15 protein-coding genes are annotated in these 15,052 nt (G+C 42.2%); 11 read left to right on the forward strand and 4 right to left on the reverse strand.

From position 1 onward, the window contains the following. Positions 1-68: 68 nt before the first annotated feature. The 4 genes from DS2_RS12900 to DS2_RS12915 all read right to left on the reverse strand — a co-directional run bounded on the left by DS2_RS12900 (position 69) and on the right by DS2_RS12915 (position 9,691). Positions 69-1,484: an FAD-dependent oxidoreductase gene (locus DS2_RS12900; RefSeq protein ID WP_035015240.1), complete on the reverse strand. Its 1,416-nt coding sequence runs from the start codon at positions 1,482-1,484 to the stop codon at positions 69-71. Between the two features lie 10 nt (positions 1,485-1,494). Continuing rightward, positions 1,495-5,961: a glutamate synthase large subunit gene (gene gltB, locus DS2_RS12905; protein ID WP_035015241.1), complete on the reverse strand. Its 4,467-nt coding sequence runs from the start codon at positions 5,959-5,961 to the stop codon at positions 1,495-1,497. A 367-nt stretch (positions 5,962-6,328) separates the two neighbouring features. After that, positions 6,329-7,258 carry a GTP cyclohydrolase FolE2 gene (gene folE2, locus DS2_RS12910; protein WP_035015242.1) on the reverse strand — a complete coding sequence of 310 codons (930 nt, stop codon included), beginning with the start codon at positions 7,256-7,258 and terminating at the stop codon, positions 6,329-6,331. Positions 7,259-7,456: 198 nt separating this feature from the next. Continuing rightward, complete coding sequence (locus DS2_RS12915; RefSeq protein WP_035015243.1) at positions 7,457-9,691, reverse strand: GspE/PulE family protein; 2,235 nt, start codon at positions 9,689-9,691, stop codon at positions 7,457-7,459. A gap of 381 nt (positions 9,692-10,072) precedes the next feature. Between DS2_RS12915 and rpsJ the strand changes: the two genes are divergently transcribed. From rpsJ to rpsQ, 11 genes are read left to right on the forward strand one after another with little or no spacing between them, the layout of a single operon-like run. After that, the gene (gene rpsJ, locus DS2_RS12920; RefSeq protein ID WP_035015244.1) at positions 10,073-10,384 is read left to right on the forward strand and encodes a 30S ribosomal protein S10; all 312 of its coding nucleotides are present in this window, start codon (positions 10,073-10,075) and stop codon (positions 10,382-10,384) included. Positions 10,385-10,414: 30 nt separating this feature from the next. Continuing rightward, on the forward strand, positions 10,415-11,053 hold the full coding sequence (rplC, locus tag DS2_RS12925) for a 50S ribosomal protein L3 (protein WP_035015245.1): 639 nt from the start codon (positions 10,415-10,417) through the stop codon (positions 11,051-11,053). A 17-nt stretch (positions 11,054-11,070) separates the two neighbouring features. After that, positions 11,071-11,676 carry a 50S ribosomal protein L4 gene (gene rplD / locus DS2_RS12930; RefSeq protein WP_035015246.1) on the forward strand — a complete coding sequence of 202 codons (606 nt, stop codon included), beginning with the start codon at positions 11,071-11,073 and terminating at the stop codon, positions 11,674-11,676. Next, positions 11,673-11,978, forward strand: a complete 306-nt coding sequence (rplW, locus tag DS2_RS12935) for a 50S ribosomal protein L23 (protein WP_016955073.1) — start codon at positions 11,673-11,675, stop codon at positions 11,976-11,978. Before rplD ends, rplW begins: the two co-directional genes overlap by 4 nt. Positions 11,979-11,994: 16 nt before the next feature. Beyond that, complete coding sequence (gene rplB, locus DS2_RS12940; RefSeq protein WP_035015247.1) at positions 11,995-12,819, forward strand: 50S ribosomal protein L2; 825 nt, start codon at positions 11,995-11,997, stop codon at positions 12,817-12,819. A 16-nt stretch (positions 12,820-12,835) separates the two neighbouring features. Further along, the gene (rpsS, locus tag DS2_RS12945; protein ID WP_016955071.1) at positions 12,836-13,114 is read left to right on the forward strand and encodes a 30S ribosomal protein S19; all 279 of its coding nucleotides are present in this window, start codon (positions 12,836-12,838) and stop codon (positions 13,112-13,114) included. A 10-nt stretch (positions 13,115-13,124) separates the two neighbouring features. Further along, positions 13,125-13,466 (forward strand): 50S ribosomal protein L22, encoded by a 342-nt coding sequence (rplV, locus tag DS2_RS12950; protein ID WP_035015248.1) that lies wholly within the window; start codon positions 13,125-13,127, stop codon positions 13,464-13,466. Between the two features lie 2 nt (positions 13,467-13,468). Then, the gene (rpsC, locus tag DS2_RS12955; RefSeq protein ID WP_035015249.1) at positions 13,469-14,188 is read left to right on the forward strand and encodes a 30S ribosomal protein S3; all 720 of its coding nucleotides are present in this window, start codon (positions 13,469-13,471) and stop codon (positions 14,186-14,188) included. Further along, positions 14,188-14,601, forward strand: coding sequence for a 50S ribosomal protein L16 (rplP, locus tag DS2_RS12960; protein ID WP_035015250.1), 414 nt, complete (start codon positions 14,188-14,190; stop codon positions 14,599-14,601). The genes rpsC and rplP overlap by 1 nt, the downstream gene beginning before the upstream one ends. Then, positions 14,601-14,792 carry a 50S ribosomal protein L29 gene (gene rpmC / locus DS2_RS12965; RefSeq protein ID WP_035015252.1) on the forward strand — a complete coding sequence of 64 codons (192 nt, stop codon included), beginning with the start codon at positions 14,601-14,603 and terminating at the stop codon, positions 14,790-14,792. The genes rplP and rpmC overlap by 1 nt, the downstream gene beginning before the upstream one ends. Beyond that, positions 14,792-15,052 carry a 30S ribosomal protein S17 gene (rpsQ, locus tag DS2_RS12970; RefSeq protein WP_035015253.1) on the forward strand — a complete coding sequence of 87 codons (261 nt, stop codon included), beginning with the start codon at positions 14,792-14,794 and terminating at the stop codon, positions 15,050-15,052. Before rpmC ends, rpsQ begins: the two co-directional genes overlap by 1 nt.

A 15,052-nucleotide genomic window follows, 5' to 3' on the forward strand; every position in this document is an offset into this window, starting at 1 on the left:
CTATTTATTGCTTAACTGATCGGCATTAAGCGCCAGCTGGGTTTTTTAATCGGTTTAAATTATTTAGTTTAAACTTCTAAATAATCCAAAATACCTTCTGCAGCTTTACGGCCTTCGTCAATTGCAGTTACTACTAAGTCTGCACCACGAACCATATCACCACCAGCGAAGATTTTTTCATTGCTGGTTTGATATTTAAATTGACCGTCAGCAGGTGCTTTTACGCGGTCCCACTGGTCAAGCTCTACACCATAGTCAGCTAACCAAGGTGCTGGGTTAGGTTGGAAACCGAATGCAACAACTACTGCATCACATTCCATTACAAACTCTGAACCTTCAACTTTTTCTGCGCGGCGACGGCCGTTTGCATCTGGTGCACCCATTTGTGTGCGTACAAACTCAACACCGGTCGCTTTACCGTTAGCGTCAACTTTAATCGCTAAAGGTTGGACGTTAAATTCAAACTCAACACCTTCTTCACGTGCGTTTTGAACTTCACGACGTGAACCTGGCATGTTTTGCTCGTCACGACGATATGCACAAGTTACTTTTTCAGCGTCTTGACGGATTGATGTACGTACACAGTCCATCGCGGTATCACCACCACCTAGAACAACCACTTTTTTGCCTTTCATATCAATGAAATCTTCAGGTGATTTTTCTAAGCCGATTAAACGGTTGGTGTTTGAAATCAAGAATGGTAATGCGTCAAATACACCATCAGCGTCTTCATTTTCAAAGCCACCTTTCATGTACTTGTAAGTACCCATACCTAAAAATACTGCGTCGTATTGGTCAATCAATTCTTGGAATTGTACGTCTTTACCAACTTCAGTGTTCAAAACAAACTCGATACCCATCTCTTCGAAAATTTGACGACGTAAAGTAATTACGTCTTTTTCTAATTTGAATGCTGGGATACCAAAAGTTAACAAACCACCAATTTCTTCGTATTTATCAAATACAACTGGTTTTACGCCGTTACGTACTAATACATCAGCTGCTGCTAAACCTGCAGGACCAGCACCAACAATGGCGACTTTCTTATCAGTTTTAACAACATTTGACATATCTGGACGCCAGCCTTGTTTGAAAGCTGTGTCGGTAATGTACTTTTCAATTGAACCTATAGTTACCGCACCGAATTCGTCGTTTAAGGTACAAGAACCTTCACATAAACGATCTTGTGGACATACACGGCCACAAACTTCTGGCAAGCTATTGGTTTTGTGCGAAAGCTCTGCAGCTTCCCAAATACGACCTTGATTCGCTAAATCTAACCACTGTGGAATATAGTTATGCACTGGACATTTCCACTCACAGTATGGATTACCACAGTCCAAGCAACGATCTGCTTGGCCTGCTGCTTGTGAATCACTTAAAGGTTCATAAATTTCTACAAACTCAATTTTACGCGTATCAATCGGCTTTTTGGGCGGATCAATACGTTCTACGTCCATAAATTGATATACGTTTTTGCTCATCACAATCTCCTTACTTGATCTCGACTCTTAGCTCATCAGAAGAACGACTGATGTGACCAAGTAAGTTATTAACATCATTTGCTTTAGGTTTAACCAACTTAAACTTAGGTAAGTAAGCGTTGAAGTTTTTCAGGGTATCACCTGCGCGCTCACTGCCTGTTTCTTCAAAGTGTTGGTTAATTAAACCACGTAAGTGTTCTACTAGAATGCTTTTATCTTCGAATGAAGTCGCTTCTACTAACTCTTTGTTTAATTTTTCTGCTAGGTTGTCGTTTTCGTCAAGAATGTAAGCGAAACCGCCTGTCATACCTGCACCAAAGTTAACGCCTACTGAGCCTAAGATAACCATGATACCGCCAGTCATGTACTCACAACCGTTATCACCTGTACCTTCGACCACTGCAGTTGCACCAGAGTTACGTACGCCGAAACGCTCACCCGCACGGCCAGCTGCAAATAATTTACCGCCAGTTGCACCGTATAAACAGGTGTTACCGATAATCGCACTTTCGTGAGATTTATAGCTTACGCCTTTTGGTGAACGTACTACTAGCTTACCGCCAGCCATACCTTTACCAACGTAGTCGTTTGCGTCGCCGGTTAAAATCATGTTTAAGCCGCCAGCATTCCATACACCAAAACTTTGACCGACAGTACCAGTTAAGTTAATTGTGATTGGTGCGCTTTGCATGCCAGTGTTGCCGTGGTGTTTAGCAATTTCACCACTAACCAATGCACCGACAGAGCGGTCAGTATTTTGTACTGAGAAGCGGAATACGCCACCTGATTTGTTTGCAACAGTATCTTTAACTTCAGCTAACATTTTTAAGTTTAACGCGCCTTCATCGTACGGAGGATTTTTCTTCTCTGTACAGTGACGTGCTGTTGCAGCTGTCGGTTCACAGTTGTACAACAAGCCAGATAAATCTAGTTTTTGTTGTTTAACTGTTTGACCTTCAATTACTTCTAACAAGTCTGTGCGACCAATTAAGTCGTTAAACTTACGGATACCTAATTGAGCCATGATTTCACGTACTTCTTGCGCAATAAAGCGGAAGTAGTTTTCACACATGTCTGGTAAACCGTGATAGTTATTTGCACGTAATTTTTCGTCTTGAGTTGCAACACCAGTTGCACAGTTGTTTAAGTGACAAATACGTAAGTATTTACAACCTAATACAACCATAGGGCCAGTGCCAAAACCAAAACTTTCAGCACCTAACAAGGCTGCTTTAACCACGTCTAAACCAGTTTTTAAACCACCATCGGTTTGTAAACGAACTTTATGACGTAAATTATTTTCAACAAGTGCTTGTTGAGTTTCAGCAACACCTAATTCCCAAGGCGAACCTGCATATTTAACGGAAGTTAATGGGCTTGCTGCTGTACCACCGTCGTAACCAGATACAGTGATTAAATCTGCATATGCTTTAGCTACACCAGTTGCGATAGTACCAACACCAGGCTCTGATACTAACTTAACAGAGATAAGTGCAGTTGGATTAACTTGTTTTAAATCGAAAATTAGCTGAGCCAAATCTTCAATTGAATAAATATCATGATGTGGTGGAGGCGAAATAAGGGTTACGCCCGGTACAGAGTAACGTAATGTTGCAATGTAAGGGTTAACTTTATCACCCGGTAACTGACCACCTTCACCAGGTTTAGCACCTTGAGCTACTTTAATTTGGATAATGCTAGCATTAACTAAGTAGTGTGGCGTCACACCGAAACGACCAGAAGCAACCTGTTTGATTTTTGAGTTGCGCTCTGTACCATAACGTTTTGGATCTTCACCACCTTCACCTGAGTTTGAGTTACCGCCTAAACGGTTCATTGCAATCGCTAATGACTCATGTGCTTCAGGGCTTAATGCACCAATTGACATAGCAGCGGTGTCAAAACGAGGGAATAAGTTTTCCGCCGGCTCTACTTCGCTTACATCAATTGCTTGACCTGCTTTAACTTTAAATAAGTCTCGAATCGTTGAAACAGGGCGCTCATTGACAATCTTTGCAAATTCTAAATAGTCTGAATATTCACCACTGCGAACCGCTGTGTGTAGGGTATTGACTACATCAGGGTTGTAAGTGTGGTATTCCTCACCGTGGACAAATTTTAATAAACCACCGTGCGTCATTTTTTTACGCGGTAACCATGCAATGCGTTCTAAGTTGATTAAATCCTGTTGGAAATCACCAAAGTCAGCACCTTGAATTCGACTTGTAATGCCGCGGAAACAGCTTTCCATAACGTCGTCATTGATGCCGATAGCTTCAAATAACTGAGAGCAACGATAACTCGCAATGGTTGAAATACCCATTTTCGACATAATTTTGAACAAGCCTTTACCAATACCTTTACGGTAGTTGGCAATAGCAGTGCGTGCATCTGTTGAGATTGCTTTTTTATCTGCTAGTTGTTCAATTGTTTCGTAAGCAAGGTAAGGATATACAGCAGTCGCACCTAAACCAATTAATACTGCAAAGTGGTGTGGGTCTCTAGCTGATGCGGTTTCAACAACAATGTTGCTGTCACAACGTAATTGATTGTCTAATAAACCCTGTTGCAATGCACCAACAGCCATAGCCGCAGGAACAGGCAATAAACCTTTTTCGATATCACGGTCTGACAAGATTAAGATAACGACGTTACGCTCTTTAACTGCAGTTACTGCTTCAGCAACAATGCGCTTAATGGCACTTTGTAGATCTTCTTTTTGCGGATCATAGTTTAAGCTGAAGGTTTCAGTTGCGTAATGTGTATTGTCAGTCGCTTTTAGTTGAACTAAGTCTGTATACATTAATACAGGCGATTCAAATAAAATACGATTTGCATGGCTTGTGGTTTCGCTAAATACGTTTTGCTCTACACCAATACAGGTTTGTAAACTCATTACATGGTTTTCACGTAATGGGTCGATTGGTGGGTTGGTAACCTGAGCAAACATTTGGCGGAAGTAGTCATACACTGTACGGTGTTTGCGAGACAATACAGCCATAGGGGTGTCATCACCCATAGAGCCAACCGCTTCTTGACCATTAATAGCTAATACTTTTACAACTTGATCGATTTCTTCGTAGCTGTAGTTGAATAACTTATGGTAAACCGCTAATTGTGCGTCATCATAATCACGCTTGCCAGAAAGTGATGGGTCACATTCTGAAGGTGGCGTTAGGTGACGGACGTTTTCTGCTAACCATTCACCGTATGGGTGACGATCTTTTAAATCTTGGTCGATTTCGTTACTACGCCATAACTGGCCTGTTTTGGTATCAACAGCCAACATCTCACCTGGACCAACACGGCCTTTCTCTACAACTTCATCAGGAGAGTATTCCCAAATACCAACTTCTGATGCTAGCGTGATAAAGCGGTTAGTCGTGATTACGTAACGTGCAGGACGCAAACCATTTCTATCTAGGTTACAAGCAACGTGGCGACCGTTAGTTAATACGATACCAGCTGGGCCGTCCCATGGTTCCATATGCATTGAGTTAAACTCGTAAAATGATTTTAACTCTTGGGACATATCTGGGTTATTTTGCCATGCTGGTGGCACAAGCAAACGCATTGCTCGGAATAAGTCTAAACCACCGGCTAATAATAGCTCTAACATGTTGTCTAACGACGATGAGTCAGAACCTTCTGTATTTACATAAGGTGCTGCATCTTTCATGTCAGGTAAAATAGGTGTCGCAAACTTGCTCGTACGCGCAAGCGCCCATTGACGGTTTGCTTTAATTGTGTTGATTTCACCATTGTGCGCTAAGAAACGGAAAGGCTGTGCCAGTTTCCAGCGAGGTAATGTATTTGTCGAAAAGCGTTGGTGGAATACACAAATAGCTGATTGCATACGAAGATCAGCCAAATCTTCATAAAATGCAGGCAAATCAGCAGGCATAACTAAGCCTTTGTAAACTGTTACTAAGCCTGAAAGAGTTGCAATGTAGAAGTCTGCATCGTCAGTGATACGTTTTTCGATACGACGACGTGCAATGTATAAACGACGCTCTAAATCAATGTCTTTCCAACCAGTAGGTGCATTACAGAAAATTTGCTCAAAACGCGGTAGTTGTGAGGCAGCAATTTCACCTAAAGTTTCGTTGTTAGTTGGCATAACACGCCAGCCGACAACAGTCAGAGTTTCGCGCTGAAGCTCCTCTTCAATTACTTTGCGCGCAAATGCAGCTTTTTCTGCATCTTGGCTTAGAAATACTGTACCTACGCCGTAATTAGCAGCGAGCTTCCAGTTATTCTCTTCAGCGATAGCTCTAAAGAAGGTATCTGGCTTTTGCATTAACAAACCACAGCCATCACCCGTTTTACCGTCGGCAGCAATACCACCACGGTGTTTCATTCGATCTAACGCACCAATCGCAGTGCGAACCAATTTATGGCTCGCTTCACCATCCATATGCGCGATTAGGCCAAATCCACAGTTATCTTTTGACTGGCTAGCGTCATATAGTTTCATTCAAAACCTCCGAGGCCCATGGGTTTCTGCGTACGGCTTGCAAAGTTAGTACGTAAAGTTAATTACGACGACATTACGTGCGCATCGCTACCATGTATTTTCATTCAGTTAAATTTTCGACAGAACCTAATACGATAATGTTTTCTCGCATTAAAATCAATCTATTCGATCTTGCAATACTTGTCTCTCAACACGCCATTGTGTCGATATATGTGATTATGTTGCCGAGTTTTTCGGCCAAAATGTAGTTAACTTCTATTAAAATGATGTTTGGCTTAAATGGCTCCACGCAATCATTTTTTTATAGTTGACTAATTTTAATTCAATTTTAATGAATAAACATTCATTAAAATTGAATATGTATATTCTAGTAGGCTCTATACCCGCCCGCTATTCCTTTGGTTGAAACACTCACTGCATCGTGCGCATGCAATGATTCGTAATGGTTAACTCTAATCCAGAAATCTAAATAACCAGGTATTTGGTTTAACGCGTGTTTTAAGCGTCTGCCAGCGTCTTCACAAAACATTAAGTTTTGTCCATTTAACCGTGCAAACTCTTGCTCGTCTTCACGTTTTACCGCTGCTTGTACCGGCGTTTTTAATGCTTGTTCAACAGTGTCGACGATATCGGTAATTGGAAAACCCGTTACTTCATCTGCTAGTTTAACTTTTACTTCGGCAATGCTGCGTTGGCTATGTGGGGTTGCCACAATGCCTTCGGTCGTACCTAACCATTGTCTAACTTCTTTCGCATCCAACGCATTTTCTTCTCCAAACTTTTCACTGAAAGCTTGTTGAATAAGTTGGCGTGCTAAAGCCGCCGAACATGGGCAAGTCGATGAGTATGGTACATCGACCTGCATTTCGGTCGTTATTTGGCCTTCAGCAAAATAGCCAATAATGGTAACAGGGTAGGCTTTCCAACCTTGTTTGCCACTAATGAGTGAACGACGACGCATATGATAGTCAAAAGTAAACTTTACGAAAGCTTTATCACTCAGCTCTTCGTGACTATCAATGAAGTCATTCAGTAGTTGAGTTAAACTTTCTTTGGTTAAACTACCTTCCGTTGAAAGCTGATCCAGCAATAAATACAAGCGAGACATGTGAATACCTTTAGCTTTCGCCTGAGTTAGATTCACAAAAGCTTCAACACGTGCACTGACTGCGCGTTCATGTTCGTCTTTTGCTGCAATCATTATCGGCACTTCAATTTCGCTCATGCCTACCCAATCTAATTCGCCCTCATGTTGGGCTGCGGATTGGTTGGCGATGTCAGGCATAGAAGTTGGCATTCATACTCCAAATTTAGCTGGTTAGATCATTACTCTGTTCAAAAAGGGCGCACTTTATACCATAAAAAGCGCAACTTGGCTGCGGATTTTTTTAATTTAGCAGGAAGTTTAGTTTAACAACGAATTAAATGCGCAAAAACCACTAAAGGTTAAGGTTTTTGCGCTTAACTTAATCGATTTTTTCTATTGGTTATGGCGCTAATCTTCAGCAGCGGTAATTTTTTGAAGCTGAGCAAAATCAGTATCGCCTTGTAATACTTTGATTATGCCATCTTGCACCAATGTGCGCATACCATCTTGAATGCATTGCACTTTCATTTCTGGTACAGATGCTTCTTTATATACAAGTTGTCGCAGCGCCGGCGTCATTCGCAGTAATTCATGTATACCCGTTCGGCCTTTATAACCAGAATGGGCGCAGTGATCGCAGCCTGCTGCTTTATATAACTTCAGTTCGGCAGTGTTTATGCCCAGTTCATCGAAATATTCTTCACCGTATTGGCGGCGCAAAAATTCTAATTCGACAGCGTCTGGTTGATATTGCTGTTTACACGCTTTGCATAGTGTTCGAATAAGGCGTTGAGCCAATATACCTAAACAAGCATCTGAAAAGTTAACTGGGTCTAAACCTAAGTCTAATAAACGAGTTATGGTTTCTGGTGCAGAATTTGTATGCAATGTCGATAACACTAGGTGACCAGTTAGTGATGCTTCAACACCTGCATGCGCGGTTTCTCGGTCACGCATTTCACCAATTAATATAATGTCTGGGTCGGCGCGTAAAAAAGCCCGAAGCGCGGTTTTGAAATCAAACCCTATTTTGTTATTCATTTGCACTTGTTGCAAACCGGGCTGAGTGATCTCTACTGGGTCTTCGGCTGTCCAAATTTTCTTATCTGGTGTATTCAATTTACCCAATACCGCGTGCAATGTAGTGGTTTTACCTGAACCCGTTGGACCGACAACTAATAGAATTCCATGCGGATGTTGAATTAACTGATCCAGCATTTGATAGTTGCGTTGCGATAAATTCAGTGCACTGAAAGGCATTGCACCGCCCGAGGCTAAAATACGCATTACCACACCTTCACCAAATACCGTGGGTATAGTTGCTACACGCACCTCAACCAAATTACCATTTATTTTAACCGCGAATTTGCCATCTTGTGGTAGACGTTTTTCTGCAATATCTAACCGAGCCAATATCTTAATTCTTGCTATGGTCGCTGCATGATGCGAATGTGGAATTTGGATAATTTCTTGGCAGACACCGTCAATACGCATTCTAACTTTAGTCGGTGATTTTCCTTTACCTGGGTCAATATGAATATCAGAAGCGTCTAACCGTTTGCCATCTTGTAATACGCGATTGACCAAACGCACGACTGCGGGCGCCTCTTCATTTGGACTGTCATCATCGGAAATGTCGCCATCGTCAGTGGCGTCTTCGATTTCATCTAAAATTTCACCCAGTTCAGCGGAGTTATCCTCTGTAGCACCAGAGCCACCAATCAACTTTAAGATATCGTCCGGTAGCGCTACACACAACTCATAATTGACCAAGCCAGTAGCACTTTCTACTTCTAACAGTAGCGTTGCATTCGTGGGTTGAGCCATAACTATTATTGGGTGCATTTCAGGGTTGGCTAAAATGACCACCAAATTCTTTCGTTTGTATTGAGTATTTAAGTGGTTATTCGCCGGGTGAGGCTGCAATGTCGTATTGGCATTGATGTATTTAACTTGATAATAAACTTCGAGTGATTTGCCTATATCCGCATTTTGTAGTTTGACATCTTCAAGCAAGCGACGAATTAAATCGGAATAGTCTTTTGCTTGTTCTTCGCAAGCGCTCAGTTGCTTTTGGCTAATAAGCTGTTCGTGAACCAAGTATTCAAATGGCGCTTTAGTACCGCCTAATTCGTATCTAAACTTTTGTCCTAAGAATGATGCGAGTTCATAAGCTTTTTCTTTGTCGGTATCGTCGAAACATGGTTTATTGGTAACATTAATTAGCTGCAATACCCCAAGCAATACATCATTGGCGATTATTGGCACCACCAACATATTGCGCGATTTAAAATTAGTTTGTTTATCAAACCGAGATGCAAATTTAAGCTTAGGGTGAATCATTTGTAGTTCTGCCGAATCGTAGGGATCTTGAATAATCAATGGCTCTTTACTAAATGCGACATACCCAGCAATAGATTGTGGACCAATTGGAACGCGTATTTCCTTTAACTCATTGCCTGATTTGTATCGAGAGACTATGTCGTAACTGTTTTTGTTGCGTTGATAGACTGTCATGCGTTCACAGTTAAACAGCACCAATATTTCCGCTTCAAGTTTGGGTAAAATATCCGCAAAATGGGTGCTTTGGTGGATTTCTCGTAATAAACGGGTGAGGTTTTGGTAAAATTTATTGTCTGTCATATGCTGTACAGGTCCCTAACGCCTTGTTATTTTTGAGTATACCCAAGCCATAAGAAATTGCGAGGATCTCGCTTAGCGCGGTTCAACAAAAATAACTAGCTAGAAATTTAAGATAAAACAATCAACTTTACGTTGCATTCAGGCAGAAAGTTTGTATAATTCGCCACCACCGTTTGTAGTGACTTATTTCTCTACATTTATTGACGGACATTTGCGTACTTTCTGTAGTGGCTGTTTATAGCAGTTAACCAGATAGGCACAGATGTAGAAACAACGAATCCGATATGGATTCAATATTATGCCGAACACTCCCTCACAAATATTGAATGTGTGCTGGGCGGTGTTTATTTTATTTCGTTCTTTATTATTGGAGCTTGGTCAATGCCAAATCAAAGAATTCGCATTCGATTAAAAGCATTTGATCATCGTCTGATTGACCAATCAACGATGGAAATTGTTGAAACAGCTAAACGTACCGGCGCACAAGTGCGTGGTCCGATTCCTTTGCCAACTCGCAAAGAGAAATACACTGTTTTAATCTCACCTCACGTTAACAAAGATGCTCGCGACCAGTACGAATTACGTACTCATAAGCGCATGCTAGACATTGTTGAGCCAACTGATAAAACAGTTGACGCATTGATGAGATTAGATTTGGCTGCTGGTGTTGATGTTCAAATCAGCCTTGGCTAACAGCAATTTGAAAGTTAAGAGGTTTTAAACATGGCTATTGGTTTAGTCGGACGTAAAGTAGGTATGACTCGCATCTTCACTGAAGATGGAGCGTCTGTACCTGTTACGGTCATCGAAGTTGAAGCCAACCGTGTCACTCAGGTTAAAACTGTCGATTCAGACGGTTACCGTGCACTTCAGGTTACCACTGGCGCGAAGAAAGCAAGTCGCGTTAATAAAGCACAAGCAGGTCACTTTGCTAAAGCAAATGTTGAAGCTGGTCGTGGTTTATGGGAATTCCGTCTAGAAGACGGCGAAGGCGAGGGCATCGAAGTTGGTTCAGAGATTAAAGTAGAACTTTTCTCTGAAATTAAAAAAGTAGACGTTACTGGTACTTCTAAAGGTAAAGGTTTCGCGGGTGCAATCAAGCGTTGGAATTTCCACCGTCAAGATATGACTCACGGTAACTCACTTTCTCACCGTGCACCAGGTTCAATTGGTCAAAACCAATCACCAGGTAAAGTATTCAAAGGTAAGAAAATGGCCGGTCACATGGGCGCTGAGCGTGTAACGACTCAAAACCTAGAAGTTGTACGCGTTGACGCAGAACGTAACTTATTGTTAGTAAAAGGTGCAGTACCTGGTGCTACCAATGGTAACGTTATCGTTAAACCAGCGGTTAAAGCTTAGTCTAGAGGAGACAGATGATGGAATTAGCATTAAAAGACGCATCTGGCGCGCTTGAAGTTTCTGACGCTACCTTTGGACGTGAGTTTAACGAAGCTTTAGTGCATCAAGTTGTAGTTGCATACGCAGCAGCAGCTCGCCAAGGTTCGCGCAAGCAAAAAACTCGTGCAGAAGTAACTGGTACAACAGCAAAACCTTTCCGCCAAAAAGGAACAGGTCGCGCTCGTGCTGGTACTGTTAAGAGCCCAATTTGGCGCTCTGGTGGTGTAACTTTCGCTGCTCGTCCTCAGGACCACAGCCAGAAAGTTAACCGTAAAATGTACCGTGGCGCAATCCGCAGCATTTTATCTGAATTAGTTCGTCAAGAGCGTTTAGTTGTTGTTGAACAGTTCAGTGTAGACTCTCCAAAAACTAAAGCATTAGTTGCTAAGTTAAACGAGTTAGAGTTAAGCGACGTATTAATCGTAGCAGAAGAAGTTGAAGAGAACTTATTCTTAGCGGCACGTAACTTAGTTAAAGTTGACGTACGTGATACTCAAGGTATCGACCCTGTTAGCTTAATTGCATTCGAAAAAGTGTTAATCACAGCTGGTGCGGTTAAGAAACTTGAGGAGGCGTTAGCATGATCAGTCAAGAACGTTGTCTAAAAGTCATTTTAGGTCCACACATTTCTGAAAAAGCAACGGTTACAGCTGAAACTCAAAATACTATCGTATTTAAAGTAGTTAAAGATGCAACTAAAGCAGAAGTAAAAGCTGCTGTAGAAGCTTTATTCGAAGACGTAAAAGTTGAAAGCGTAACAACTGTAAACGTGAAAGGTAAAACTAAGCGTTTCGGTGCGCGTTTCGGTCGCCGTAGCGATTGGAAAAAAGCCTACGTTAAACTTGCTGAAGGTAGCGAGTTAGACTTCGTTGGCGGCGCTGAGTAACAGGAGGATATGACAAATGGCTATAGTTAAGTGTAAGCCTACTTCTCCGGGTCGTCGCCATGTAGTTAAAGTGGTTAACCCAGAGTTGCACAAAGGTGCACCATACGCTCCTTTGCTAGAAAAAAATTCAAAGTCTGGTGGTCGTAACAACAATGGTCGTATTACTGTACGTCACATCGGCGGTGGTCATAAAAATCACTACCGTGTTATCGACTTCAAACGTAACAAAGACGGTATCCCAGCTAAAGTTGAGCGTTTGGAATATGATCCAAACCGTAGCGCGAACATCGCGTTAGTACTTTATGCAGATGGTGAGCGTCGTTACATTCTTGCGCCTAAAGGCATAAGTGCTGGTGATGCAATTGCTTCTGGTGTTGATGCACCAATCAAAGCAGGTAACACATTACCAATGCGTAACATTCCTGTTGGTACAACTGTTCACGCAGTTGAATTACAACCAGGTAAAGGTGCGCAAATTGCTCGCTCTGCAGGTGCATACGTACAAATCGTAGCGCGTGAAGGTGCATATGTAACTGTGCGTTTACGTTCAGGTGAAATGCGTAAAGTATTAGCTGACTGCCGTGCAACTATCGGTGAAGTTGGTAATGCTGAACACATGTTACGTCAATTGGGTAAAGCTGGTGCAAAACGCTGGCGTGGTGTGCGACCTACAGTTCGTGGTGTTGCAATGAACCCGGTTGATCACCCACACGGTGGTGGTGAAGGTCGTACTTCTGGTGGCCGTCATCCAGTATCACCTTGGGGTACACCTACTAAAGGTTACAAAACTCGTAAGAACAAGCGTACTGATAAATATATCGTGCGTCGTCGTAATAAATAATTTGTGAGGAAACACCATGCCACGTTCTCTCAAGAAAGGTCCATTTATTGACCTACACTTGTTGAAGAAGGTTGAAACTGCGGTGGAAAGCGGGAACAAGAAACCTATTAAAACTTGGTCTCGTCGCTCAATGATCATACCTGATATGATCGGATTGACCATCGCTGTTCACAATGGCCGTCAACATGTTCCAGTCTTTGTTACTGATGAAATGATCGGTCACAAATTGGGTGAATTTGCACCAACTCGTACTTATCGCGGCCACGCTGCTGATAAAAAAGCGAAGAAGAAGTAAGGGGTGAATGATGCAAGTTTTAGCTAAACACAAATTTGCCCGCCTTTCTCCTCAGAAAGGTCGTTTGGTTGCAGATCAAGTGCGCGGTTTGCCTGTAGCACAAGCATTAGACATTTTGTCTTTCAGCCCGAAAAAAGGCGCTGATTTAATCAAAAAAGTATTAATGTCTGCTATTGCTAACGCTGAGCACAATGAAGGTGCTGATATCGATGAATTGTCTGTGGCAAAAATCTTTGTAGATGAAGGCCCAGTAATGAAGCGTATTAGACCACGTGCTAAAGGCCGTGCTGACCGTATCATCAAGCGTACTAGCCACATCACTGTGGTTGTAGCGGATAGTCAAGGAGAATAATTATGGGTCAGAAAGTACATCCTACCGGTATTCGCCTTGGTATCACTAAACCATGGAGTGCTACTTGGTATGCCGGTTCACAAGAATTTGCTAGCACGTTAAATAGCGATTTCCAAGTACGTAAGTACTTAACTGAAGAATTGAAAAAAGCTTCAGTTTCACGCATCGTTATTGAGCGTCCAGCTAAGAGTATTCGTGTGACTATTCACACAGCTCGTCCTGGTATCGTAATTGGTAAAAAAGGCGAAGACGTTGAAAAACTTCGCGTTAAAGTTGCTCAGTTAGCAGGTGTACCTGCACAGATCAACATTAGTGAAGTTCGTAAGCCTGAGTTAGATGCTAACTTAGTAGCTGAAGGCATCGCTAGCCAATTAGAGCGTCGTGTTATGTTCCGTCGCGCTATGAAGCGTGCTGTTCAAAACGCAATGCGTTTAGGCGCTAAAGGTATCAAAGTTGAAGTTAGCGGCCGTTTAGGTGGTGCTGAAATTGCACGTGCTGAATGGTACCGTGAAGGTCGTGTTCCTCTTCACACTTTACGTGCAGATATCGATTACGCGACTGCAGAAGCTTTAACTACTTACGGTATCATCGGTGTTAAAGTTTGGATCTTCAAAGGTGAAGTATTAGGTGGTTTACCACTTGCTAACGCACCAGTTGAAGAGCCTAAGAAAAACGAGCGCAAGCCTAAAGGCAAGTCTCGTAAGCCGCAAGGAGATCGTTAATGTTACAGCCAAAAAGAACCAAGTTTCGCAAGCAGTTTAAATTGCGTAACCGCGGTGCTGCCACCAGCGGTAACAAAGTAAGCTTCGGTAGCTTTGGCTTAAAAGCAACTGAACGTGGTCGTATGACTGCGCGTCAGATTGAAGCTGCACGTCGTGCGATGACTCGTCACGTTAAGCGTCAAGGTAAAATCTGGATCCGTGTATTCCCAGACAAGCCAATTACTAAAAAGCCGCTTGAAGTACGTATGGGTAAAGGTAAAGGTAGTGTTGAATACTGGGTATGCCAAATTCAGCCAGGTCGTATGTTATACGAAATGGAAGGTGTTCCAGAAGAATTGGCACGTGAAGCTTTTGCTTTAGCAGCAGCAAAGTTGCCATTTAAAACAACCTTTGTAACTCGGACGGTAATGTAATGAACGCGAACGAATTAAAAGACAAATCAGTTGAAGAGTTAAAAGCTGAACTTTTAGAATTGTTACGTGAGCAATTTAACTTGCGTATGCAATTAAGCACAGGTCAACTTTCTCAAACTCATTTATTGAAGCAAGTTCGTCGTAATATTGCACGTGTAAAAACTGTGTTAAATAGCAAGGCAGGTGCGTAATGAGCGAATCTAAAATCCGTACGCTTCAAGGGCGTGTAATTAGTGATAAAATGGACAAGTCTATCGTTGTAGCGATTGAGCGTTTTGTAAAACACCCAATCTACGGTAAATTTATCCGTCGTACGACTAAAATTCACGCTCACGATGAGTCAAACTCTTGTGGCCAAGGTGACGTAGTGACTATTCGCGAATGTCGTCCAATTTCTAAGAACAAATCTTGGACTTTGGTAGATATCGTAGAAAAAGCACAAAAAGCTTAA

It is taken from the genome of Catenovulum agarivorans DS-2 (assembly GCF_000568405.1).
Classification (GTDB): Bacteria; Pseudomonadota; Gammaproteobacteria; order Enterobacterales; family Alteromonadaceae; genus Catenovulum; species Catenovulum agarivorans_A.

What these genes read in the sequence shown, in the direction of transcription:
- rpsJ (WP_035015244.1), top strand. Translation starts at nt 10,073, where the DNA reads ATGCCAAATCAAAGAATTCGCATTCGATTAAAAGCATTTGATCATCGT.
- DS2_RS12915 (WP_035015243.1), bottom strand. Translation starts at nt 9,691, where the DNA reads ATGACAGACAATAAATTTTACCAAAACCTCACCCGTTTATTACGAGAA.
- DS2_RS12900 (WP_035015240.1), bottom strand. Translation starts at nt 1,484, where the DNA reads ATGAGCAAAAACGTATATCAATTTATGGACGTAGAACGTATTGATCCG.
- folE2 (WP_035015242.1), bottom strand. Translation starts at nt 7,258, where the DNA reads ATGCCAACTTCTATGCCTGACATCGCCAACCAATCCGCAGCCCAACAT.
- rpsQ (WP_035015253.1), top strand. Translation starts at nt 14,792, where the DNA reads ATGAGCGAATCTAAAATCCGTACGCTTCAAGGGCGTGTAATTAGTGAT.
- rpsS (WP_016955071.1), top strand. Translation starts at nt 12,836, where the DNA reads ATGCCACGTTCTCTCAAGAAAGGTCCATTTATTGACCTACACTTGTTG.
- rpsC (WP_035015249.1), top strand. Translation starts at nt 13,469, where the DNA reads ATGGGTCAGAAAGTACATCCTACCGGTATTCGCCTTGGTATCACTAAA.
- rplP (WP_035015250.1), top strand. Translation starts at nt 14,188, where the DNA reads ATGTTACAGCCAAAAAGAACCAAGTTTCGCAAGCAGTTTAAATTGCGT.
- rplD (WP_035015246.1), top strand. Translation starts at nt 11,071, where the DNA reads ATGGAATTAGCATTAAAAGACGCATCTGGCGCGCTTGAAGTTTCTGAC.
- rplW (WP_016955073.1), top strand. Translation starts at nt 11,673, where the DNA reads ATGATCAGTCAAGAACGTTGTCTAAAAGTCATTTTAGGTCCACACATT.
- rplB (WP_035015247.1), top strand. Translation starts at nt 11,995, where the DNA reads ATGGCTATAGTTAAGTGTAAGCCTACTTCTCCGGGTCGTCGCCATGTA.
- rplC (WP_035015245.1), top strand. Translation starts at nt 10,415, where the DNA reads ATGGCTATTGGTTTAGTCGGACGTAAAGTAGGTATGACTCGCATCTTC.
- gltB (WP_035015241.1), bottom strand. Translation starts at nt 5,961, where the DNA reads ATGAAACTATATGACGCTAGCCAGTCAAAAGATAACTGTGGATTTGGC.
- rplV (WP_035015248.1), top strand. Translation starts at nt 13,125, where the DNA reads ATGCAAGTTTTAGCTAAACACAAATTTGCCCGCCTTTCTCCTCAGAAA.
- rpmC (WP_035015252.1), top strand. Translation starts at nt 14,601, where the DNA reads ATGAACGCGAACGAATTAAAAGACAAATCAGTTGAAGAGTTAAAAGCT.